The following is a 21,064-nucleotide window of genomic DNA, read 5'->3' as shown; positions in this document are numbered from 1 at the left end:
ATTTGCTGTTTTGGATACGGCGGTACTGAAGGTCAGCGTGGACGATGCCGTGAGTCGTCCCGCCCGGAAGCGTGCACGGGTCGGGCCCAGGTCCGATGTGGACATGGGCAGGACCCATCAGGGTGTGCCGTCAATGACGGCCAGGTGATCGTCTCCCCTTGGCGAATCCGGTGGCAGGCAGGCCGCCCCGGTGCTCTTTGCTATGTGGGGGATTCAAAGCAATGGTCATGCCATCTGGCGAGAGTTCGCGAAGAACGGCCCGAACGTCAGGCGCAGCGCGGTCCTTGCAAGGACGCCGGTCAATGCGTTCATCGGGTCTGTGCAGAAACCCGGAATTGCTTCGGCGGCAATGTCCGCCTTTCCAGACAGCCAGCGCGGCCGCCCCCAGGGATAACCCGATTGAGCATCGTCAACATTGAGCGCTTTCAGGGTGTCGGCATGCCTGCGTCGTCCCTTGCCTGCCGGCCATCCGGCCCCACTTTAGTAGACTAGACCCTGCTGCACCTCCTTCTGTCCTTCCTGCCCTCCCCGATGTCCCTTCCCCTAGCCTTCGTCGACCTTGAAACCACGGGCACTACCGCTGCCTTCGACCGCATTACCGAGATCGGCATCGTGCGGGTCGACGAAAACGGCGTGAGCGAGTGGCACCGCCTTGTCAATCCCGGCCGGCCGATACCGCCGATGATCCAGTCGCTGACGGGCATCTCCAATGAGATGGTGCGCGGCGCGCCGCCGTTTGCGGCCGTGGCGGCCGAAGTCGCCGAACGCCTGCAGGGCTGTCTGTTCATCGCCCATAACGCGCGCTTCGATTACGGCTTTCTGCGCGCCGAATTCGAGCGTGCCGGCATGCCCTTCCGCCCCGATGTGCTGTGTACCGTGCGGCTCTCGCGGCGGCTGTACCCCGAGCATCGGCGTCATAACCTCGACTCATTGATCGAGCGGCATGGTCTCGTGATTGCCGAACAGGACCGCCACCGCGCGCTGGGCGACGCCAAGCTGGTGTGGCAGTTCTGGCAATCCATCCACGGCCAGTTTCCGGCCGAGCATATCCAGGGCATTGCCGACGTGCTGTCGGCGCGCGTGAGCTTGCCTGGTTATCTCGACCCGGCCCTGCCTGACGTGCTGCCCGATGCGCATGGCGTCTACGTGCTGTATGGCGACCAGCGTGAACCGCTGTTCGTTGGGCGCGCCGACAACATCCGCAGCAAGGTGCTCGCGCATTTCAAGGTGGCGGGCGCGCCCGCCAAGGCCGTGCGAATGGCCGAGCAGACCCGCCATATCGAATGGAAGGAAACCGGCGGCGCCATCGGCGCCCTGCTGCACGAGATGGAAATGGTGCAGCGGCTGGCGCCCCGCCATAATCGGCGGGGCCGCCGCGCCACCGACCTGACCGCCGACTGGCCCTATGCGGGCGCGATCGGCATCCGCGAAGGGCATGCCATCCATGTCGTCAACAACTGGCGCTTTCTGGGCACGGCCTATCAGGACGAAGGACTGTGGGCATTGCTCGACAGTGGCCGCGCCGAGTTCGACTACGAGGTGTATCGCATCTTGCGGGACCGTCTGGCGCTGCTGCGCATCGTCGATCTCAGCCAGGCGGTGAACAGCGACATCTAGCAGCGCAGGCCCGGCAAGTGCTGCGAACCTTGGCACCTGGGTCCGGTCGAACCCCTATGGTTTCTTCTGGATCGCACATGGAACTCGCGGGTGAACGTCCGCTCCCGGCGCGCGCAACACGGCGCGGCTTCGTCTTCCCCTTGCTGCTTGCGCTGACGGCCTGGTTTGGCTGGCCCGTGATCGAGCACGCCCTTGAACTGCCCCTGTACACCTACCGCTTGATGCGGATGCCTGCACCCGGGCAGATTGCAGTGCCGGTCAAGGGAGTGCGCCCTGCCAACCTCAGGGATTCGTGGGGTGGCGCCCGCAGTGGCGGCCGCCGTCATGAAGGCATCGATATCTTTGCGCGCGTGGATACGCCGGTCATCGCATCGACGGAAGGGATCGTCACGCGGGTCGGCACCAATTCACTGGGTGGGAACGTCGTGTGGGTCATGGGGCCGGGTGGCCAGCGCCATTACTACGCCCACCTGAACGCGTACGCGAACATCCGTGCCGGACAACGTATCGATGTCGGCACGGTGCTGGGATTCGTGGGAAATACCGGCAATGCGCGCGGCACGCCCCACCATCTTCACTACGGGGTCTACACCGGCAAGGGAGCGATCAATCCGTATCCCCTGCTGGTTCCGAAGTAATTCGGTGGCTTACTTGCCGCCCGGGCCGGCGATGTCGATACCGCTGCCCGACGTCTTGTTGGTGCGGCCCGAACGACTGCCATAGTCGGCCGAGGTATTCTTGTCGTTGATACGATCCACGATCTGCTGTTCGCGTTCACGGTCGATGTTCAGGTCATGCTCAGGGTTCATTTCCTTGGGCGTCGACTGTTTCGGTTGTACGGTAGTGGTCATGGTGGCTCCTTCGTGTCAAAGACGGCGTTGCGATCACGCCGGAGAACGTACTGAGCAGCATCATTCGTGCCCGCCCCTCATTCAAGGAGACCCCGATGAACGCCTCTCCCGACACCAACCGCCGCATCGTGCTGGCGCGACGCCCGGTCGGCGCACCGACCCTGCTGGACTTCCGGCTGGAGTACGGCCCGGTGCCCGAACCCGGTGAAGGCGAAGTGCTGCTGCGCACGCGCTACCTGTCGCTCGACCCCTACATGCGCGGCCGGATGAGTGACGCGAAATCCTACGCGCCGTCGGTCGCCATCGGGGCCGTCATGGTCGGCGGCACCGTCGCCGAAGTCGTGCGTTCCAACCATCCCGACTTCCAGCCCGGCGAACTGCTGCTCGCCAACAATGGCTGGCAGGACTATGCCGTGTCCAACGGCAAGGACCTGATGCGCCTGCCCGACAATCTGGAACAGCCGTCGTGGGCGCTGGGCGTCCTGGGCATGCCCGGCTTTACCGCGTACATGGGCCTGCTCGACATCGGCAACCCGCAGCCCGGCGAGACCGTCGTGGTTGCTGCAGCCACCGGCGCCGTCGGTGCGAATGTGGGTCAGATCGCGAAGCTGAAGGGCTGCCGCGTCGTGGGCATCGCGGGCGGTGCGGCCAAATGCCAGTACGCCGTTCGCGACCTGGGGTTCGACGCCTGTCTGGACCATCGTGAAGCCGACCTGGCCGGACGCCTGGCCACCGCCTGCCCCGACGGCATCGACGTGTACTACGAGAACGTGGGCGGCAAGGTGTTCGAGGCCGTCTGGCCCCAGCTCAACCGGCACGCCCGCGTGCCCGTCTGCGGCCTGATCGCCCAATACAGCCAGGTCCCCACCGCCGACGCCCCGGCCACCCCCGACCTGCGCCCCCAGATGCTGCGCGACATCCTGACCCGCAGCATCCGCATCCAGGGCTTCATCATTTTCGACAGCTATGGCAACCGCTACGGCGAATTCGCCCAGCAGATGGGCGAGTGGGTCGCGCAGGGCAAGATCAAGTACCGCGAGCATCTGGTCGACGGCCTGGAGAACGCCCCCCAGGCGTTCATCGGTCTGCTCGAAGGAAAGAACTTCGGGAAGATGGTGGTGAAGGCCGACGCCTAGGAAGCAAATTAAGTTCCAGGCCAGGTATCACGCGTCGTGCGGCGCCAGTGCGGCTTCCATCGCCCGCGCGATCGACAGCACACGTTCGTCCTGGCCGCCGCGCTGCATCAGCATCAACCCGACCGGTGCGTCACCGGGGCGGTGGCACGGTATTGACACCGAGCAACCATCCAGGAAATTTGCAAACGTCGGGTTGCGCAGCATGACGAGGTTGATGCGTCCGAACGCCTCATCGTCTTCCAGCTCGGCAAACGTCGGTGCGATCGTCGGTACCGTCGGGCACACCAGCACGTCCACTGCATCGATCTTTCGCGACACACGCATGATCCAATCCCTGCGCGCCGCCTGCACAGCCAGGTATTGCGCAGCGGTATGCGACGCGCCCTTCTCGATGCGCACTCGAACGCGCGGATCATAGTCTTCGCCTCGCGCGGCAAGCATCGGGGCGTGCAAGGCGTAGGCTTCGGCGGCAGCCAGACCACCCTTGGCATTGATGGCAGCCAGCTCGGCGAACTCCGCCATCGGCAGATCAACAACCTGCGCGCCTGCGCCAGACAACGTCGTCAGCGCACCGGCAAAGGCGGCAGCAACATGCTTATCCAGCCCTTCCAGCACCACCGCTTGCGGCACGCCAATACGCAAGCGACGCAATGACGTGCCGGCCAAAGGACGCACGGTCTCCCCGGCCAGTACCCGGTCCAGAGCCCCGCAACAGGTCACCGTCGGCGCCAGCGTGCCAACGGAATCGAGGCTGGTGGACAAAGGAAAGGCCCCGTCCGACAGCATGCGCGACGCAGTGGGTTTGAAGCCGACCAGACCGGTCAGCGCGGCTGGAATCCGGCACGAGCCGCCGGTGTCCGTCCCCAAGCCTGCTGCCGCCATTCCATCGGTCACCGACACGGCGGCCCCCGATGACGAACCGCCGGGAATACGTCCCACCGCGCGATCAAAGGGATTGGCAGGCGCGCGATAGTGCGGGTTCAGGCCGAGCCCCGAAAAGGCAAACTCGGTCATCTGCGTGCGGCCGATCACCACGAACCCCGCCGCTTTCAATCGTGCGACTGCGCCTGCATCGCACGCCGCCGGCGTGGCATTGCCCAGCACGCGAGAACCTGCGGTGGTGACCTGTCCGCCGATATCGAACAGGTCCTTGACCGATATCGGGATGCCCGCATACGGCGACGGCTCGATACCCTCGCGGCGCAGGCGATCCGCCTCGTCGGCGGCAAAGCGTGCAGCGTCGGCATCGACGCGAATATACACACGCGGCCCCTCGCCCCTGCCGGCGCGGTCAAGGCAGGTCTCGACCAGCGCACGCGACGTCGTGCGCCCGGCGGCAAGATCCGCGCGCAGGGCATCGAGCGTGCTGCCCGCCGCGAAATCGGACATGCGGGTCATCATGCCGGATCGTAGTAGTGGATCTCGAGCAGCACGCACCCGTTCTGGGACTTGAACGGACCATGAACCGCGCCCGGTGGACGGCACGCATAGGTGTTCGGGGAAAAGGGTTCGCCGCCCTGACCTTGCTCGTCATTACCGACGGTCAGATCGCCCGACACCAGATACACCTCTTCCCAGTAGTCATGAACAAATGGCTTGGTGGTGAACACGCCCGGGCCAAACTTGAGCAGGCGCGTCTGCGAGCCCTGCTTGTTCTGTTCATCCAGGCCCCCCGCCAGAATCTTCTGATACACGTCAACGCCTGGCGGATAACCCGGAGGCGTTTCCCAACCGCCCTGCAGATCGACCGCGTGGAATTCCTTGTGTTGCTTGTTCACTGCCATGATAGGTCCTTGAAGCATACGGCTCGGGCCGCGAAGAAAGAGGAAAAGATGTGAGGAAATCAGCCGGCGATCGGCAGCGCTTCGATGTCATACCCATGCGTGAGCGTGCGGCCCAGCACAGGATCTTCCAATGCAAACTCGAAGCGGCCGGCCGGCCGGATGCCGCCTTTCGCTGCCAGCGTGCCGCAGAACATGACGGTGCCTTCAGGCAAGGTCGATGCGCCCGCACGCCACCCGGCAATCAGCGCCAGGGGATCGAGCATCGTGGTCACGGGACCGTCCTGGTAAGTACGCCGCTCGCCATCTTCAATGATGCTTGCGTGCAATCGCAGGCGGTCCCAGTGATCCGCCACATCATCGAAGCACCAGAGATCGGCAGACATGGGCTTGTCGCAAATCTGCTTCGAGATGGCTACGCCCTGTGTCTCCAGTTCACGATCGGTATGGTCGGATCCGACGCCGACCCACAGGAGGCCGCCGGACTGAAGCAACAGGAACTCCACTTCGCCACTGGACGCCTCGCCGCTGCATTCGATGCTCGATGACGTAGTCAGTCTTGAAGCGCTGACGCGGTAGTACATCGGCGTCGCTGCTGGGCGCGCAACGCCAAGCGCTTCCAGTTCGACGATATGTTTTTCCATCGCGTCGCGGTCGCGGCCGGTCCAGCCGGCGATCACGGCCTGCGTGACGGTGACCGTTTGCGCGCGGGTGCCTGACGGGCGAACCAGGTTGAGTGCAAGAGTTGTCGACATGGATGACTCGCAAAAAAGAGTAGACCCGGATGGGTTACTGAACGCGCGCGCCCGCTGCGGCAACGACCTTCTGCATGCGGGCGGCTTCATCGGAAATGAAGGCCTTGAACTGCTCGGGCTTGTCGGCCACGATGCTCAGGCCGAGCGACTCGAGCCGGGACGTCACCGCAGGATCCTTCAATGCCGCGGCAAATTCGGTGTTCAAGCGATCCACGATGGCTTTCGGTGTACCCGCCGGCGCGACAAAGCTGTACCAGATGCCCGCTTCCAGATCCGGTACGCCAGCTTGTGCAGACGTCGGCACTCCAGGCGCCTGGGCACTGGTTTCCTTGCCGGTCACTGCAATCGCGCGCAGGCGCCCTGCCCTGACGTTCTGGATGACGTTCGACAGGTTGTCGCAGATCATCGACACGCGGCCGCTCAACACATCCTGCATCGCTGGCGCCGGCCCCTGGTACGGGACGTGCACGATGTCCACGCCCGAGGCGACCTTGAGCGATTCACCACAGAGATGGCTGGTGCTGCCGTTGCCGGCCGAGGCATAGGTCAGGGTGCCGGGCTGCGCCTTGGCCAATGCCACCAGTTCCTTCAGCGTTGCTGCCTTGACGGACGGATTGACCACCAGCATGTTGGGCGTCGACGCCGCATTGATGACCGGCTCGAAATCCTTGTCGGGCGCATATTGCAGCTTGGGATAGATCCATTGGTTGATGGCCAGCACACCGGTCGTTGCCATCAGCAAGGTGTAGCCATCGGGCGCGGCGGTCGCTACGCGCGCTGCGCCCAGCGATCCGTTGGCACCTGCACGGTTTTCCACGACCACCGTGACACCCATCGATTGCGACATCAAGGGCGCCACCAGGCGAGGGATGAGATCACTGGTGCTGCCTGGCGGGAACGGGGTCACCAGAACAATGTTCTTGTTGGGATACCCGGCATCGGCATGGGCAGCGACAGCGGCCAGACCGACAACACTTGCAAACAGGAATTTGGAGAGCATGCGGATCACCTGCGAAAGGAACAAGAGGAAGACGCCGGGCCGAAGCCCGGCGGGCTAAGCGGCGATGGCTGCGCCCCGCAAGCTGCTGATCATCGAGACCTTGAGTAGGTACTCTTTAGCCAGCTGCTTATCGCCGGAAATGCGGGTCATCTCCTCACGCCAGGCCCTCTGTTCGATGGGGTCACGCGTTTCGAGGTTGCGTTTGTTCGCTATCGTTATGGTGTTCACATAGTCGAGCGCTACGGGTCGGCGCCGTTGCTCGTAGCTGTCGAGCGTCGTTTCGTCTGCGGTGCCCTTCAGCACTGCCACGAGCTGATCCGCAAGGGTGAAGGCGTCGTGCACGCCGCCGTTCATGCCCATGCCACCTAGCGGATTGTTCAGATGCGCCGCGTCACCCGCCAGGAACACACGGCCATTGCGGTAGCTGTTCGCCACGCGCTGATGCACGGCATAGATGGTGCGGTGGATGATTTCGTAGTCGCCGGCCTTATCAAACACGCGATGCAAGCGCTGCTGTATGTAGCCATCGGACAGCACGTCGGCTTCCGTGTCCTCGGCGCCGATCGGCATCATCACGCGCCACAGGCCCGACACACGAAGCAGGAAGAACCACTGCTCTGGATCCGCGAAATAACTGACTTCGCACAGATCGGGAATGACAGCGGGAAAGTCGAATGGAGTGCTTGCAACCAGAAAACGTTCGGGCCAGGTAAAGCCGCCAAGCGACACACCGATTTCGTCGCGGACCTTGCTTCGGCCTCCATCGGCGCCGACCAGCCAAGCACCTGTTGCCGACCCCTCGCCTCCAGGCCCGCTGAACGACACTTTCACCTGCTCACTGTCTTGCGAAACTGCTTTTATCCGAGCGCCAAAAGTGATGTTGGCATGGGAGAACTTTCGAAGGCGTTCCGCCAGCAGGCCATTCAATTTGTACTGCTCGCATTGAACGCGATACGGATGGTGCGTCACATCGGAAAGGATGCCGAAATCGAATTCGGCCATCCACCCTTTACGATCCCGATACTGCATGCGGGGCGCGACGAGGCCCATCTCGATCAGCCGCCGGGATACTCCAAAGCGCGACAGCAGGTCAAGGGTGGAAGGCTGGAACGTCGATGCGCGCAGCGTCTGCGGCAACGCAGTCTCTGCCTCGAAAACGGATACCGGAATGCCCGCGTCGGCAAGGACATTGGCGGCCACGAGGCCGACGGGGCCGGCTCCGGCGATCAATACACGCTGGTTGAAATTTGTCATGTAGGCAGAACACGAATGCAAGGTCATCATCCGGCGTTGCCAGGCAGCGCCGGTCAGGGCATATCGATATGACTTGTCGCAATGGTGAAGTCTTGCCCAAGGTGTCGCAAACAATTTATTCTGCGGACATCTTGCGTTTTTGGAATGAACTCCATGCGCCGTCGCATTCCCAGCATGACTGCATTGATCGCATTCGACGCCGCTGCGCGCCATCAAAGCGTCACGCGCGCAGCAGACGAATTGGCACTGACTGAAAGCGCGGTGTCCCGACAGATTTCGCTGCTTGAAGACCAGCTGCAGGTGCGGCTTTTCAACCGTGTCAAGAAGCGGATTTCGCTAACGCGGGCGGGGGTGGTCTACGCTGCAGACGTCGCGTCGACAATCAGCCGGATCGAACGGGGCACGCTCGAAATCATGGCCCACGAAGGTGAAGGCGGAATCCTGGAAATCGCTGCGCTCCCGACGGTGGGAACGCAATGGCTGATTCCGAGGCTGACGAGTCTCTACGACAAGCGCCCCGATATGACGATCAACCTCAGCGCACGGAGCAACCGATTCCTGTTCGGTGAAACGACGCTCGATGGCGCACTGTATTTCGGCAAGGCGTCATGGCCTGGCGCGTTTTCGGATTATCTGTTCGATGAGGAACTTGTACCGGTAGGCCACGCGAAGTTTCTGAATGGCGACGTCCGGCCTGATGCGCAGAACCTGGCGAGCTGCCGGTTGCTGCACCTCATGACGCGCCCAGAAGCCTGGCGAGCATGGTGCGTTGCTGCCGGCGTGGCTCATGAAAATGTGATGCGCGGGCCGCGCTTCGAGATTCAGTCCATGCTGATCAGCGCTGCGTGCGCCGGTCAGGGCGTGGCGCTTCTGCCGCGCTTTCTGATTGCCGATCAGTTGCGATCGGGCAAGCTGAAGGTCCTGTCCGAAGTGTCCGTGCGCAGCGAGGGCGCCTATTATTTCTCGTATCCGGAAGACAAGGCCGACGAGCCGCATCTGACCTTCTTCCGGGCATGGCTGCAGGAACAGACGCGAATCTTTCAGCCACGCACTACGCAGGCGCGTGCGCGGCGGCCCGCTTCACCCTCCTGATCACCGCTGCGGCTCGCGCACCGCGCCGCTTTCATACAGCTGCGCCCTTTCCACCTCGTCATACCCTGCCTCTGCCAGCACCTCCTCCGCGTCTTGCCCCACCGTGGGCGCGGGGCGGCGCGGCGCCGGCGCGTAGCCTGACAGGCGCGTCACGTCCTGCAGGTCCCACATGCGGCCCTCGGTCGGGTGCTCGACGCGTTCCAGCAGGCCGGACGCGAGCACTTGCGGATCGGTCATCAGGCTCTCCAGGGTGTTGTAGCGCATGCAGGGGATGTCGGCGGCTTCGAGCCGTTCGAGCCATTCGGCAGACGTTCGCGTGAGCATGGCGTCGGCGCGCAGCTTGAAGTAGGCGGCGCTGTTGGCGGCGCGGGCGGCCTTGGTGGAGAAGCGCGGGTCGGTGCGCATGTCGGGGTAGCCCATGACGTCCATCAAACGAAAGGCTTGCGCATCGGTGTTGGTCGTGAGGCAGACGTAGCCGTCCTTGGTCTGCACGGGGCGCGCCTGCGGGTCGATCAGGCGCAGGTCGCCCGGGGGCGTCAGCGCCGGGTCGTAAGTGGCGCCGTACAGGTGTTCGCTCAGGACCAGCGACACCATGTTCTCGAACATGGGCACGTCGACCGACTGGCCGCGGCCGGTGCGTTCGCGCTGGAACAGGGCCATCATGACCGCGTTCAGGGCCATGAGGCCGACGGTGCGATCGGCCACGACGTAGGGCACGTAGCGCGGCACGCCGGTGTACATCTCGTTGAGCGCGGCCAGCCCCGACCCGCCCTGGATGATGGAATCGTAGGCGGGCTTGTCGCGGTAGGGACCCGGACCGAAGCCGCTCATGGCGCAGTGAATCAGCCGGGGATGGCGCGGCGCCAGGCTGGCGTAGTCCAGGCGCAGGCGTTCGATGGGCCGGGGGCGCATGTTGATCAACAGCACATCGGTGCGCGCGATCAGCCGCGTCACGACCTCATGACCCGCTTCGGACTTCAGGTCGAGGGCAATGCTGCGTTTGTGGCGGTTCAGGTGGACGAACTTGCCGGACATGCCGGGCCCGGGCGACGGGCCGGCGATCCAGCGGATGACGTCGCCCTCTTCCGCTTCGACCTTGATGACGTCGGCGCCGTAGTCGGCCATGATCTTGGCAGCGTACGGACCGACCACGGCCGAGGTCAGGTCCAGCACGCGGATGCCCGCCAGGGGCGCGCTGGCCGGGTCTGCGGGGTCCCTGGGTGGGGCGTCGTGCCTCATGACGCCGCCCGCTGCGCGCACGCCGGGCTTCTGTCGAACGCACGGCGTCTGCGCGCCGGTGCTGCTGCCGATCTCATCGTGTCTCCTCAACGGGTCCGTGAGCGGACCAACTAGTTGTGAAACACAATCATAATCGAAGCGCGGCTATTTGATCCCCAGGCGTTTGGCCAGGCGGTTCAGGTTGGCGCGGTCAAGCCCGAGGGCTCGGGCGGCGGATGCCCAGTTGTGCCCATGGCGGGCGAGCGCATCCAGGATCATGCGGCGTTCGTAATCGTCCACCGCGGCGCGCAGCCCCACCGCCGGATCGACGATGGGCGGTCGGCTCAAGGCATCGGCATCGGCATCCGCATCGACGTCGGCGGCGTCGTCATCCAGCCCGAAGGCGGGCCCCGTGCGCGGCAGGTCGATGTCGGTTTCCGACAGGCTAAGGATGCGCGGGCGGCGCCCCTGCCTGGCCAGGGCCTTCAGCACACTCCGGCTCAACAGGTGCTCCAGCTCGCGTACATTGCCGGGCCATGCATAGGACAGCAACGCCGCTTGCGCATCCGCGGTCAGCCGCAGTCCGCTCAAGCCCAGCCGGACCCGGTTTTCTTCAAGGAAGAAGCCGGCAAGCATCAGCACGTCGCGTTGCCGGTCGCGCAGGGGCGCCACATGGACCGGGAAGACGCTGAGCCGATGGAACACGTCGGCCCGGAAGCGGCCTTCCTGGACGTCGCTGGCCAGGTCGCGATGCGTGGCGGCGATCACCCGCACGTTGACGCGGTGCTCGCGGTCGGACCCCAGCCGTTGCAACTGGCCGTTCTGCAGGACACGCAGCAGTTTGGCCTGCACCGGCAACGACAGCTCGCCGACTTCATCCAGGAACAGCGTTCCGCCATCGGCAAGCTCGAACTTGCCGCGGCGATCGCCGATTGCGCCTGAAAAGGCGCCCCGCACATGGCCGAACAGTTCGCTTTCGACCAAGGCCTCGGGCAGCGCCGCACAGTTGATGCTGATCAGCGGCTGGGTGCCGCGGCGCGATGCCGCATGGATGGCCTGCGCCACCAGTTCCTTGCCAACGCCGGTCTCGCCGGTGATCAAAACGGTCAGGTCGCTGTCGGCGACGACGGCAATGTCCTGCAGCAGACGTTGATTGGCGGAGCTGTTGCCGATCAGGTCACGCGGCGGTTGCTGGCCGGCGGCAACGCGATAGACCTCGGCCCGCTGCCGTTCGTCTTCCACCCTGGACGCCAGGGCATGGATGCGATCCGCCACCGTGACGGTCGCGGCGGCAAGGCTCGCGAACGCCTGCACCGACGGCAGGTCCACCGTGGCGAAGCGTTCCGGGTCCAGGGCGTCCAGGGTCACCAGTCCCCAGGGGCGCTCGCCCACGGTCAAGACGCAGCCCATGCAGTCATGGACTTCGAGCGCCTCGGGCGGGCCGTCGACCAGGCCATCGTACGGGTCAGGCAGATCGCAGTCGGGCGGGAAACGCAGCGGACCGTCCGCCGTCAGCAGCGCCTTGAAGCGCGGGTGATCCTCGACACGGAATCGCCTGCCTAGCGTATCGGTGGACAGACCATCGACCGCGAGCGGCAGCAGCCACTCGCCCTCCAGCTGCAGCAGCGCCGCGGCATCGCAGGGCAGCACGGCGCGCATGGCCTGCAGCAGCCGCCGGTAACGTTCGCCTTCAGGCAGGTCGCGCGACAGGTCGTCGACCAGGGGCACCAGCGCGGCAAGGAGGCCGCCGGTATTCATGGCGCGCTGGCCTCCGTCAACAAGGCCTGCTGTGGCACGGTCAGGGTCAGCGTCATGGCGGCGGCCAGGGCGGCCAACTGCGTCGTGGACGTTGCACTGGCGATGGGTGCGCCGATGGACGGGCGGGCCATCAGCCAGGCAAGCGCCACCGAAGCCGGGCTGGCGCCCGTCTCGGCCGCGACGGTGTCGAGCGCGGCCACGACACGTTGGCCACGCGGCGTCATGTACTTGCGGACCCGTTCACCGCGCGTGGGATGCGCGGCAATGTCGGCCTCGGTCCGATACTTGCCGGTCAGAAAGCCACTGGCCAAGGAGAAGTACGGAATGACGGCAATGTCGTGCTCAAGGCAAACCGCCATCAGGTCCTGTTCGAACGCGTCCCGGTCCATCAGGTTGTACAGCGGCTGCAGCGTGGCGTAAGCGGCCCACCCGTGCGCCGCGCTGGCATCGATCGAGGCCTTGAGGCGGTCGGCCGAAAAGTTGGAGGCGCCCAATGCCCGCACCTTGCCCGCACGCACCAGCCGGTCGAAGGCTTCAAGCGTTTCGTCGACAGGCGTGTCGGCATCGTCGCGATGGGATTGATAGAGATCGATGTAATCGGTCTGCAAGCGCTGCAGCGAGGCCTCGACGCCGCGCACGATGGTGTCCGCCTTCAGGCCACCGGGACTGGTGTGCATGGGGCTCCCGACCTTGGTGGCCAGCACCACGTCGCTGCGCCGGCCGCGCGTCTTGAACCAGGTGCCGATCAGCGTTTCGGACTCTCCGCCGCGATTGCCTTCGACCCAGGCCGAATAGGCGTCGGCCGTGTCGATGAAGTTGATGCCGTGATCGGGCAGCGCGTCCAGCATTGCCAGCGACGCCGCCTCGTCCAATGACCACCCGAACACGTTGCCCCCAAAGCAGATCGGCGAAACAGACAGGCCGGTGGTGCCCAGCGGGCGACGGGAAAGTTGCGACATGGAAGACTCCTGTTCGGTTGCAATGAGGCGGCTCGGCACAGGGTCGATCCGACACGCAATTGGTCATTATGACCCTAAAGCCCCGTGTGTCGTATCGACTCCACCATCGTAAGAAATGGCGTCAATGCTTGCTCCTGGCGGTGGCACGGATCGTGAAAGGGATAAGGCACACCTTCACGCAGCCATTGTCATTGGAGACGTTCCCATGCTTTCCGTTCCACACCGCAACATCGTCAAGGCCACCGTGCCCGTGCTCGAACAAGGCGGCGAGGCGCTGACCACCCACTTCTATCGCATCCTGCTGCAGGACCACCCCGAGGTCCGGCCGCTGTTCAATCCCGCGCACCAGGCCGACGGCGCCCAGCCGCGCGCGCTTGCCCATGGCCTGCTGAAAGTGGCCCGGCACATCGACCAGCTGGACGTGCTGGGCGACCTGTTTGCGGTCATCGTGAACAAGCATGTGTCCCTGCAGATCCAGCCCGAGCACTACCCCGCCGTGGGCGCATCGTTGTTGCAAGCGATCCGCGAAGTGCTCGGCCCGGATGTCGCCACCGATGACGTCATCGAGGCCTGGGCCGCGACCTACGGCCTGCTTGCGGGCATGCTCACCTCCGCCGAAGGCCAGGCCTATGACACGATCGCGGCCGCGCGCGGCGGATGGCGCGGCGGCCGGGCGTTCCGTGTCGCGGACAAACGCCAGGAAAGCGCGGAGATCACGTCGTTCACCTTTGCACCGGTCGACGGCGCGCCGGTCATGGACTTCACGCCCGGCCAGTACATCGGACTGCGGTTGTTCGTGGACGGTGTCGAGGTGCGGCGCAACTACTCGCTGTCGGCGACGGCCAATGGCCGCGACTACCGCATCAGCGTGAAGCGCGAACCCGGTGGGGTAGTGTCGAACCATCTGCATGACCAGATCCGGATCGATGACGTCGTCCACCTGTTTCCCCCGGCGGGGCACTTCACGCTGCAAGGCGGTGCGCGGCCGGTGGTGCTGATCAGCGGCGGCGTCGGCATCACGCCCATGCTGCCCCTGATGTCCGCCGCGCTGGCCACAGGCCGCGAGGTGCGCTTCATCCACTGCGCGCGCAGTGCCGAGGTGCATGCCTTTCGCGGCTGGGTCGATGACCATCTTGAGCGCCATCCCGCCTTGAGCACGTTCTATTGTTACGAGCGACATGACGGGATGGTTGCCGGCCACAACGATGCGGATGACAACCATGCGGCGCCCCCGCCCCATGCCGTCGGCCGGCTGACGCAGGCCCGCCTGGCCGATTGGCTGCCTGACGATCGCGATGTCGATGCGTACGTGATCGGTCCGAAGCCCTTCATGGCGTCGGTGCTGAAGGACCTGCGCGCGCTGGACGTGCCGCCGGCGCAATGCCGTTACGAATTCTTCGGGCCCGCCGAGCCGCTGTGAGTTTTCCTGACCGGCTGCGAATGCTTGTCGATGGATCGTCTGGCGGCCCGGTCGCACACTGCGACCTGTGCCGTTCGACTGTCCAGAGAGGTGTCCCGCATGTTGTCCGACTTCCGTGTTCTTGATCTGACCTGGGTGCTCGGCGGCCCGTTCGCTGGCCAATTGCTGGCGCAACTGGGGGCCGAGGTCATCAAGGTCGAACCGCTGGAAGGGGATCTGTCCCGGCAGGTGTCCCGCCATGGATCCGAATTCGAAGGCGACTCGGGCTTCTTCCTGTCGGTCAATCGCGGCAAGTCCAGCATTGCCATGGATCTGAAGTCGCCGGAAGGCCGCAAGGTGTTCTACGACCTCGTGCGGGAATGCGATGCCGTGGTCTATGGCTTTGCGCCGGGCGTGCCGGCGCGCCTGGGGCTGGACCGGGATGCCCTGCTGGCCGTCAATCCGCGCCTGTGCATTGCGCAGATGATCGGCCTGCACGACCAGCCGCCCTATGCGGATGCGCCTGCCTTCGACCTGGTGGTGCAGGCGCTGAGCGGCGTGATGAGCATCACCGGCGAGCCGGGTGGCGCGCCGGTGCGTGTCGGCTATCAGGTCGCCGACCTGGCCGGCGGGCTGTACCTGGCGCTGGCGTGCCTGGGCGGCATGCTCAAGGCGCTGAAGACCGGGCGCGGCGAACTGGTGCAGGTGTCGCTGCTCGATTGCCAGCTGGCCTTGCTGACGTGGCAGGCACAGAACTACTTCGTCTCGGGCGAAGTGCCGCACGCCACCGGTGCGCGCCATCCGGTCATCGCACCCAGCGATATCTATCGTTGCCTGGATGACCGTTTCATCGCCATCTCGCCTACGGGCCAGCAATTCTGGCGGACCTTCTGCGCCGCGATCGACCGCAACGACCTGATCGACGACCCGCGCTTCGCGTTGCCCAAGGATCGCGTCAAGCACGTGGACGATCTGACCGCCATCCTGCAGGACGTCTTTCGCCGCTACACGGCTGCGCAATGGCAGGAGCGGCTGTTTGCGTCGCGGGTGCCGGCGGGCGCGGTGCATGACGTGGCGCAGGCGGTGGACCAGCCGCTGGCGCATCTGCGCAAGATGGTCGAGGATCTGCCCCACCCCGAGACGGGCGAGACCTTGCGATTCCTTGGCAATCCGTTCAAGTATCCGTCGGCGCATCCCCTGTCCTATCCTCCGTCGCTGGGATCGGACACGCAGGCGGTGCTGTCGCGGGTGTGCGGCTACGACGCCGCCCGGATTGCCGACCTGACGGACCACCGCATCGTGGCCACCGGTAAGGCCGACTGACATCGGGCGGTGCGTGCGCTGGCCGCTGGCCAATGCGGCGCGCCGTGTTCCCCAAGGGTACCGTTCCAACACAATTCCGTCCCACGAGGCGGATCGAGGAGACACCGCCATGCCCCACTTCCCGTCCTTACTGCCTGGGCGCGTACGCGCCATCATGATGGCCGTTGCACTGCCCCTGGCCGCTGCGGCCCCGGCCACGGCGGTGAACGCCCAGGCCGCTGCCTTTCCGACCAAGCCGATCCGGTTGGTATGCGCGCATGCAGCGGGCGGCGCGGCGGACCAGCTGTCGCGCATCGTGTCCCAGCAGCTGTCTGCGACCCTGGGGCAGCCCGTGGTGGTCGAGAACCGGCCTGGCGCCAGCACCATGATCGCGGCCGAGCAGGTCGCCCGATCGGCGGCCGATGGCTACACGTTGCTGATGGCGACTGTCACCACGCTGTCGATCAACCCCGCGCTGTACGCAAAGATGCGTTACGACCCCATCAAGGATTTCGCGCCGATATCGATCGTCGCGTCAACGCCCTTCTTTCTGGGGGTGAATGCCGCGCTGCCCATCACATCGGTGCGCGAACTGGTCGCCGCGGCCAAGGCGTCCCCGGGCAGCCTCAACTACGGGTCCTCGGGCCAGGGCACTTCGTCGCATCTGGCGGGCGAACTGTTCACGTCGATGTCGAACACGCAGATGGTCCACGTGCCGTACAAGGCGACTGCGACCCGCAATACCGACCTGTCGGCCGGTTCCATACAGGTTGTGTTCGGCAACGACTTGCTGGAATTCGCCAAGACCGGCAAGGTCAGGATCCTGGGGGTGACGTCGGCCGAGCGCCTGTCAGGATATCCGGACATTCCGACGGTGGCCGAAGCGGGTGGCATGCCCGGCTATGACGCCAGTGTCTGGTACGGCCTGGTGGCCCCGGCGGGCACGCCGCCCGCGATCGTTGCACGTATCAACGATGCGCTTCGCACCGCCGTGGCCGACCCGGCGGTGCGTCAGCAGATCATGAGCACGCTTGGCGGCGAGGCGGTCGGCAGCACGCCGGAAGCGTTCGCGTCGGTGATCAAAAGCGACCGGGACAAGTGGACGCAGGTGATCACGCGCGCGCACATCAAGGCGGAAGAATAGGCGCCCGTCCGGCTATCCTCTGCATCGACACGATCATGCGACGGGGGAATCCGATGGAACGGCGGGCATTGCCTTTGAACGCGCTGCGCACCTTCGAGGTGGTGGCGCGCAATCTCAGCTTCACGCGCGCCGCGGCGGAACTGGGCGTGACGCATGGCGCGGTCAGCCGGCAGATCATCGCGCTGGAAACATCGATGCGCATGCCACTGTTCCATCGCGAAGGGTCGCGCATCCGGCTCACCAACGAAGGGTCGCGCCTGTTCACGGGCGTGGCCCCCGCGCTGGACCGCATTGCCGCCACCATGGACAGCCTGCAGGACAGCACGGCCGCGCGCGTCCTGTCGGTCAATGCCCCGCCCACCTTCACCATGCGCTGGCTGATCCCCCGGTTGACGGGTTTCCAGCGCGCCAACCAGAACGCCGAAGTGCGGCTGGCCACGGGCACCGGGTCGCCCCAGACCTTGAAGATGAACGACTACGACGTGGTGATCCGGCGCATGGCGGGCGATGACGACGCGTTGCGCGCCACGCCTTTCCTGTCGGGCGCCCTGGTGGCCGTGGCATCGCCCGACCTGATCGGTCCGGAACCGGTCCAAACCCTGGATGACATCGCGCCGTTCCGCCTGATCGAGGCCGCCACCAACGTGGTGGGCTGGCCGGACTGGTTCGCGCGCGCAGGCGGCAGCATGCCGACGCCCACCCGGTTCTTGCGGCTGGAAGAAATGTTCTATGCCGTGCAGGCCGCGCTGGATGGCCTGGGCGTCGCGCTGGTGCCATCGGCCCTGGTGGTGGACGATCTGGCCGCGGGGCGGCTGCAGCGCATCCTGGATGTGCCGGGGGTGTTCGAGCGCGACTACTGCCACGTGGTGTCGCCCGTCACGCGCAACCCGGAATTGGCCCGCGCGTTCTGCGCGTGGCTGGATCATGAAGGTCAGGAAGCCCGCCGCCTGTCGATGTCGGTCATGGGTGACGGGGTGGCGGGGTGACGTGATGCGCCGCGGCGCGTCCTGCCCGGTCAGTCGTGTTCCGGCGGCTCGTAACGCACTGCCGCCTTGCTCGCGCGCCAGATGGCCCGCGCCGAGGGCCGTTCGGCCTCCTCCAGCAGATGGCCTGCCAGGCCGCCTGCGCGCGAGACCACCGAAAAGCTGCGCATGGCCGCGATCGGCACGCCGATTTCAAGCAGCAGCGCGGCAATGGCGCCCGTTGCATTGATGGTCAGATGCCGGCCCGACGCGGCGTCCACCGCAGTGCCGAAGCGGTGCAGGGTGTCGACATACGCACCGGAAACGCCTGCCGCGCGGCCGACCTCGAACAGCCGGATCGCGCGGGGGTCATCGGGTTTGTGGGTGGCGTGACCAAAGCCGGGGATGGGACTGCGGCTGTCGCGAAACGCTTCGGCCCGCAGCCGCACTGCGTCGGAATTGCCCGCGGCTTCTTCAGTCTGCAGTTCCACCAGCAATGCCGCGCATTGCTCGGTCGTGCCGGCAAAGACGCTGCCAATGGCCAGCAGGCCCGACGCAATGGCCACTTGCGCTTCCCCGGGCACGCTGTCGGCCATCAGCCGCGCGATCACGGCGCTGGGCGTCAGGCCATGTTCCATGAGGGTCACCAGGCAGGCATCCAGCACCCGCACCTGCGCCGGGTCGGGCCGGCGATGGCAGGTCAGGAAGTACAGCATTTCGGTGTAGCTGTACTCGCCGATCAGCTCGTTCACCAGGTCCAGCCCGCCCACGGTAATGGACGTGGCGTCGGAGGTCGAAATGCGGGTGACGGGTCGCGTGTCTGGCGCGCGAGCCCCGGCTGCGCCGGTGTCTGCCATGGTGTCTCTTCCTTAGTCGGTCAATGTGGCGGACCCCACCAACGTCGTGCCGAATTGCGAACGGCATTCGGCTTTGCCATCATCGGCGAGCGTGACCTCGAGCTCATCGCCCGGGCACACCGGCGCAACGAATTTGACGGTCAGCTCGCCGCGGTAATGCCAGTCGGCGCCGTATTGCCTGGCGGCCAGATCCGCCACGTAGCCCGTGTACATCAGGCCGTGGCCCAGCGTGCCGCGAAAGCCGCGTTCCCTGGCATAGGCATCGTCGTAGTGGAGGATGTCGTTATCGCCGTTGAGCTTACCGTAATTGTCGAACTTTTCCTGCGTCTGCGTAATCGTCTTCTTCAGCATGCTGATCTCCTGGAACGGGGTCGCGGTCATTCGGCAAAGGCCGACGTATGGCTGACGCTGCACAGCCGCGTGCCGTCGGCACGATGGAAGTCCACCTGGTAGCAGATGTACTTGCGGCCCTTCTTTTCATATTTGTCGGTCAACCGGCCGCTGCCCACGACCTCGGTGGATTCGTCGGCCCAGATCGGATGGAAAAAGCGGAAGGTGTTGCCGATCATGATGCCGCCCTGCTGCGGCGGATACTTGCGGTACATCACGGCCATCATGTAGACGGCAAGGACGTTGGGGGGCGCAGCGCGCCGGCCATCGACCAGGTAGTTCGACGGGTCGCCATCGACGACCGACAGGTATTCGTCGACGATGTCGGGCGTGACGGTAAAGGACAGTGCCGGGAATTCGGCGCCAACCTCCCAATCCTTGTACAAGGCGGCGGGCAGGTCCCCTTCGCGGGGTTTGACTTCGCTGGGTCGTGTCATGGTGTCTCCTGAAGAGACGCCATGGTGCGATACGGACAACGGCCGGACAATCGATTAGATTTGCCCGGCCGTCAGGAAAACTCACACCTATGTGGGGATCAGCCGTCCTCAGTCACCCACGATCTTCTTGGCCTGGATGATGGCGCCAAAACGCTTGGCGTCTTCCATGGCCTTGTCATGGAATTGCGCGGGACTCATCGGTGCCGGGTCGCCACCCAACGCCAGCATGCGTTCCTTGAAGGCCGGCGTCGCAATGATGCGATTGATCTCGGTGTTCAGGCGGGACACGATGTCCTGCGGCGTCCCCGCGGGGGCGTAGAAGCCGAACACGGTATCGGCATCGAAGCCCTTCAGTCCGGCCTCGTTCAGCGTCGGCACATTGGGGAACAGGGGCGAACGCGTCATGCTGCCAACCGCCAGCATGGTCAGGCGGCCGGCCTGCACGTGCTGCATGGCGATGCCCGGATCGAACACGAAGTCGATCTGGCCGGCCAGCAGGTCCACCAGCGCGGGCGCGGCGCCGCGGTAGGGAACGTGCACGGCCGTGACCTTGGCTTCGCTCTGGAACATTTCACCGGCCAGGTGCGGCGAGCTGCCGTTGCCGGGCGATCCGTACGTCAGCTTGCCGGGGTTGGCCTTCAGATAGTCGATGAAGCCTTTGATGTCGCCCGGCAGCTTGCCCGGCTTGGTCACCAGGAACACCTTGACGCGCGCCGCCGCGGCGACGGGCACCAGGTCCTTCGAAGGGTCGAACGACATCTTCGGGTAGATGAAGGGGTTGACCGACACCATACCGCCCGAGCTCATCAGCAGGGTGTAGCCATCGGGCGCCGAACGGGCGACCGATTCGCCGCCGATGTTGCCGCCTGCCCCGCCCTTGTTCTCGACCACCACCGACTGGCCCAGCGTCTCTTGCAGCGGGCCCGTAATGGCACGCGCGATCTGGTCGGCGGCGCCGCCCGGCGGGAAGTTGACGACGACCTTGACAGGCTTGTTGGGCCAGGCCTGCGCGTGCACCAGGGCGGGCACGGCCATCGCCGCGAAGCCCAATGCGGCGGTGGCGCAGACTACGGCCATCGCACCGATGCGCCCGCTGAGCGATCGGCAAGTGTTGGGGGTAAACATGGGTTGTCTCCTGCTGAAGGTCTTGTA

At 65.2% G+C, this 21,064-nt stretch carries 21 protein-coding genes; 8 read left to right on the top strand and 13 right to left on the bottom strand.

Annotation, left to right across the window (positions count from 1 at the left end):
- Positions 1–531 precede the first annotated feature (531 nt).
- Both IE116_RS21540 and IE116_RS21535 read left to right on the top strand, forming a co-directional pair.
- On the top strand, positions 532–1,617 hold the full coding sequence (locus IE116_RS21540) for an exonuclease domain-containing protein (RefSeq protein ID WP_189615281.1): 1,086 nt from the start codon (positions 532–534) through the stop codon (positions 1,615–1,617).
- 77 nt (positions 1,618–1,694) lie between these two features.
- Positions 1,695–2,255, top strand: a complete 561-nt coding sequence (locus tag IE116_RS21535; protein ID WP_189615280.1) for a M23 family metallopeptidase — start codon at positions 1,695–1,697, stop codon at positions 2,253–2,255.
- Positions 2,256–2,264: 9 nt separating this feature from the next.
- Here the strand turns inward: IE116_RS21535 and IE116_RS21530 are convergent, their stop codons facing one another.
- Complete coding sequence (locus IE116_RS21530) at positions 2,265–2,468, bottom strand: hypothetical protein (RefSeq protein WP_189615279.1); 204 nt, start codon at positions 2,466–2,468, stop codon at positions 2,265–2,267.
- Positions 2,469–2,563: 95 nt separating this feature from the next.
- Between IE116_RS21530 and curA the strand changes: the two genes are divergently transcribed.
- Entirely contained in the window at positions 2,564–3,604 is a 1,041-nt protein-coding gene (gene curA / locus IE116_RS21525; RefSeq protein ID WP_189615278.1) for an NADPH-dependent curcumin/dihydrocurcumin reductase, read from the top strand.
- A gap of 27 nt (positions 3,605–3,631) precedes the next feature.
- Here the strand turns inward: curA and IE116_RS21520 are convergent, their stop codons facing one another.
- From IE116_RS21520 to IE116_RS21500, 5 genes are read right to left on the bottom strand one after another with little or no spacing between them, the layout of a single operon-like run.
- Positions 3,632–4,993, bottom strand: coding sequence for an amidase (locus IE116_RS21520; protein WP_189615277.1), 1,362 nt, complete (start codon positions 4,991–4,993; stop codon positions 3,632–3,634).
- An 8-nt stretch (positions 4,994–5,001) separates the two neighbouring features.
- Entirely contained in the window at positions 5,002–5,388 is a 387-nt protein-coding gene (locus IE116_RS21515; RefSeq protein WP_189615276.1) for a cupin domain-containing protein, read from the bottom strand.
- Positions 5,389–5,447: 59 nt separating this feature from the next.
- Positions 5,448–6,140 carry a DUF2848 domain-containing protein gene (locus IE116_RS21510; RefSeq protein ID WP_189615275.1) on the bottom strand — a complete coding sequence of 231 codons (693 nt, stop codon included), beginning with the start codon at positions 6,138–6,140 and terminating at the stop codon, positions 5,448–5,450.
- Between the two features lie 34 nt (positions 6,141–6,174).
- Positions 6,175–7,140 (bottom strand): Bug family tripartite tricarboxylate transporter substrate binding protein, encoded by a 966-nt coding sequence (locus IE116_RS21505; protein ID WP_189615274.1) that lies wholly within the window; start codon positions 7,138–7,140, stop codon positions 6,175–6,177.
- A gap of 54 nt (positions 7,141–7,194) precedes the next feature.
- Positions 7,195–8,424: an FAD-dependent oxidoreductase gene (locus IE116_RS21500; protein WP_229828682.1), complete on the bottom strand. Its 1,230-nt coding sequence runs from the start codon at positions 8,422–8,424 to the stop codon at positions 7,195–7,197.
- Between the two features lie 144 nt (positions 8,425–8,568).
- On the opposite strand from IE116_RS21500, the gene IE116_RS21495 reads away from it, so the two are divergent.
- On the top strand, positions 8,569–9,486 hold the full coding sequence (locus IE116_RS21495; protein WP_229828680.1) for a LysR substrate-binding domain-containing protein: 918 nt from the start codon (positions 8,569–8,571) through the stop codon (positions 9,484–9,486).
- Here the strand turns inward: IE116_RS21495 and IE116_RS21490 are convergent, their stop codons facing one another.
- From IE116_RS21490 to IE116_RS21480, 3 genes are all read right to left on the bottom strand, one after another.
- The gene (locus tag IE116_RS21490) at positions 9,487–10,725 is read right to left on the bottom strand and encodes a CaiB/BaiF CoA transferase family protein (RefSeq protein WP_189615272.1); all 1,239 of its coding nucleotides are present in this window, start codon (positions 10,723–10,725) and stop codon (positions 9,487–9,489) included.
- A 144-nt stretch (positions 10,726–10,869) separates the two neighbouring features.
- Positions 10,870–12,462 (bottom strand): nitric oxide reductase transcriptional regulator NorR, encoded by a 1,593-nt coding sequence (gene norR, locus IE116_RS21485; RefSeq protein ID WP_189615271.1) that lies wholly within the window; start codon positions 12,460–12,462, stop codon positions 10,870–10,872.
- On the bottom strand, positions 12,459–13,421 hold the full coding sequence (locus IE116_RS21480; protein WP_189615270.1) for an aldo/keto reductase: 963 nt from the start codon (positions 13,419–13,421) through the stop codon (positions 12,459–12,461). Before IE116_RS21480 ends, norR begins: the two co-directional genes overlap by 4 nt.
- A 205-nt stretch (positions 13,422–13,626) precedes the next feature.
- Between IE116_RS21480 and hmpA the strand changes: the two genes are divergently transcribed.
- The 4 genes from hmpA to IE116_RS21460 all read left to right on the top strand — a co-directional run bounded on the left by hmpA (position 13,627) and on the right by IE116_RS21460 (position 18,252).
- Positions 13,627–14,841, top strand: a complete 1,215-nt coding sequence (gene hmpA, locus IE116_RS21475; RefSeq protein WP_189615269.1) for an NO-inducible flavohemoprotein — start codon at positions 13,627–13,629, stop codon at positions 14,839–14,841.
- 99 nt (positions 14,842–14,940) lie between these two features.
- Entirely contained in the window at positions 14,941–16,143 is a 1,203-nt protein-coding gene (locus IE116_RS21470; protein ID WP_189615268.1) for a CaiB/BaiF CoA transferase family protein, read from the top strand.
- 109 nt (positions 16,144–16,252) lie between these two features.
- Positions 16,253–17,266 (top strand): Bug family tripartite tricarboxylate transporter substrate binding protein, encoded by a 1,014-nt coding sequence (locus tag IE116_RS21465; protein ID WP_189615267.1) that lies wholly within the window; start codon positions 16,253–16,255, stop codon positions 17,264–17,266.
- Between the two features lie 35 nt (positions 17,267–17,301).
- On the top strand, positions 17,302–18,252 hold the full coding sequence (locus IE116_RS21460) for a LysR substrate-binding domain-containing protein (protein WP_189615266.1): 951 nt from the start codon (positions 17,302–17,304) through the stop codon (positions 18,250–18,252).
- A gap of 29 nt (positions 18,253–18,281) precedes the next feature.
- On the opposite strand, the gene IE116_RS21455 is transcribed toward IE116_RS21460, so the two are convergent.
- From IE116_RS21455 to IE116_RS21440, 4 genes are all read right to left on the bottom strand, one after another.
- Positions 18,282–19,085: a citryl-CoA lyase gene (locus IE116_RS21455; RefSeq protein WP_189615265.1), complete on the bottom strand. Its 804-nt coding sequence runs from the start codon at positions 19,083–19,085 to the stop codon at positions 18,282–18,284.
- 12 nt (positions 19,086–19,097) lie between these two features.
- Positions 19,098–19,436, bottom strand: coding sequence for a MaoC family dehydratase (locus IE116_RS21450; protein WP_229828677.1), 339 nt, complete (start codon positions 19,434–19,436; stop codon positions 19,098–19,100).
- Positions 19,437–19,462: 26 nt separating this feature from the next.
- Positions 19,463–19,912, bottom strand: a complete 450-nt coding sequence (locus IE116_RS21445) for a hotdog family protein (RefSeq protein ID WP_189615264.1) — start codon at positions 19,910–19,912, stop codon at positions 19,463–19,465.
- Positions 19,913–20,020: 108 nt separating this feature from the next.
- The gene (locus IE116_RS21440; RefSeq protein ID WP_373303078.1) at positions 20,021–21,037 is read right to left on the bottom strand and encodes a Bug family tripartite tricarboxylate transporter substrate binding protein; all 1,017 of its coding nucleotides are present in this window, start codon (positions 21,035–21,037) and stop codon (positions 20,021–20,023) included.
- Between the last annotated feature and the right edge of the window lie 27 nt (positions 21,038–21,064).

Origin of the sequence: Pigmentiphaga litoralis, from assembly GCF_014651835.1 — a bacterium.
GTDB classification, from domain to species: domain Bacteria; phylum Pseudomonadota; class Gammaproteobacteria; order Burkholderiales; family Burkholderiaceae_B; genus Pigmentiphaga; species Pigmentiphaga litoralis.
The sequence above is the reverse complement of the archived record's forward strand: the minus strand, read 5'-3'. Positions and strand labels throughout refer to the sequence as shown.

Coding starts and splice junctions, on each gene's coding strand:
- IE116_RS21480 (WP_189615270.1), bottom strand. CDS start 13,421: ATGTCGCAACTTTCCCGTCGCCCGCTGGGCACCACCGGCCTGTCTGTT.
- IE116_RS21520 (WP_189615277.1), bottom strand. CDS start 4,993: ATGTCCGATTTCGCGGCGGGCAGCACGCTCGATGCCCTGCGCGCGGAT.
- IE116_RS21540 (WP_189615281.1), top strand. CDS start 532: ATGTCCCTTCCCCTAGCCTTCGTCGACCTTGAAACCACGGGCACTACC.
- IE116_RS21510 (WP_189615275.1), bottom strand. CDS start 6,140: ATGTCGACAACTCTTGCACTCAACCTGGTTCGCCCGTCAGGCACCCGC.
- IE116_RS21505 (WP_189615274.1), bottom strand. CDS start 7,140: ATGCTCTCCAAATTCCTGTTTGCAAGTGTTGTCGGTCTGGCCGCTGTC.
- IE116_RS21515 (WP_189615276.1), bottom strand. CDS start 5,388: ATGGCAGTGAACAAGCAACACAAGGAATTCCACGCGGTCGATCTGCAG.
- curA (WP_189615278.1), top strand. CDS start 2,564: ATGAACGCCTCTCCCGACACCAACCGCCGCATCGTGCTGGCGCGACGC.
- IE116_RS21500 (WP_229828682.1), bottom strand. CDS start 8,424: ATGATGACCTTGCATTCGTGTTCTGCCTACATGACAAATTTCAACCAG.
- IE116_RS21440 (WP_373303078.1), bottom strand. CDS start 21,037: ATGTTTACCCCCAACACTTGCCGATCGCTCAGCGGGCGCATCGGTGCG.
- IE116_RS21465 (WP_189615267.1), top strand. CDS start 16,253: ATGCCCCACTTCCCGTCCTTACTGCCTGGGCGCGTACGCGCCATCATG.
- IE116_RS21470 (WP_189615268.1), top strand. CDS start 14,941: ATGTTGTCCGACTTCCGTGTTCTTGATCTGACCTGGGTGCTCGGCGGC.
- IE116_RS21490 (WP_189615272.1), bottom strand. CDS start 10,725: ATGAGGCACGACGCCCCACCCAGGGACCCCGCAGACCCGGCCAGCGCG.
- IE116_RS21445 (WP_189615264.1), bottom strand. CDS start 19,912: ATGACACGACCCAGCGAAGTCAAACCCCGCGAAGGGGACCTGCCCGCC.
- IE116_RS21460 (WP_189615266.1), top strand. CDS start 17,302: ATGCGACGGGGGAATCCGATGGAACGGCGGGCATTGCCTTTGAACGCG.
- IE116_RS21495 (WP_229828680.1), top strand. CDS start 8,569: ATGACTGCATTGATCGCATTCGACGCCGCTGCGCGCCATCAAAGCGTC.
- hmpA (WP_189615269.1), top strand. CDS start 13,627: ATGCTTTCCGTTCCACACCGCAACATCGTCAAGGCCACCGTGCCCGTG.
- IE116_RS21455 (WP_189615265.1), bottom strand. CDS start 19,085: ATGGCAGACACCGGCGCAGCCGGGGCTCGCGCGCCAGACACGCGACCC.
- norR (WP_189615271.1), bottom strand. CDS start 12,462: ATGAATACCGGCGGCCTCCTTGCCGCGCTGGTGCCCCTGGTCGACGAC.
- IE116_RS21450 (WP_229828677.1), bottom strand. CDS start 19,436: ATGCTGAAGAAGACGATTACGCAGACGCAGGAAAAGTTCGACAATTAC.
- IE116_RS21530 (WP_189615279.1), bottom strand. CDS start 2,468: ATGACCACTACCGTACAACCGAAACAGTCGACGCCCAAGGAAATGAAC.
- IE116_RS21535 (WP_189615280.1), top strand. CDS start 1,695: ATGGAACTCGCGGGTGAACGTCCGCTCCCGGCGCGCGCAACACGGCGC.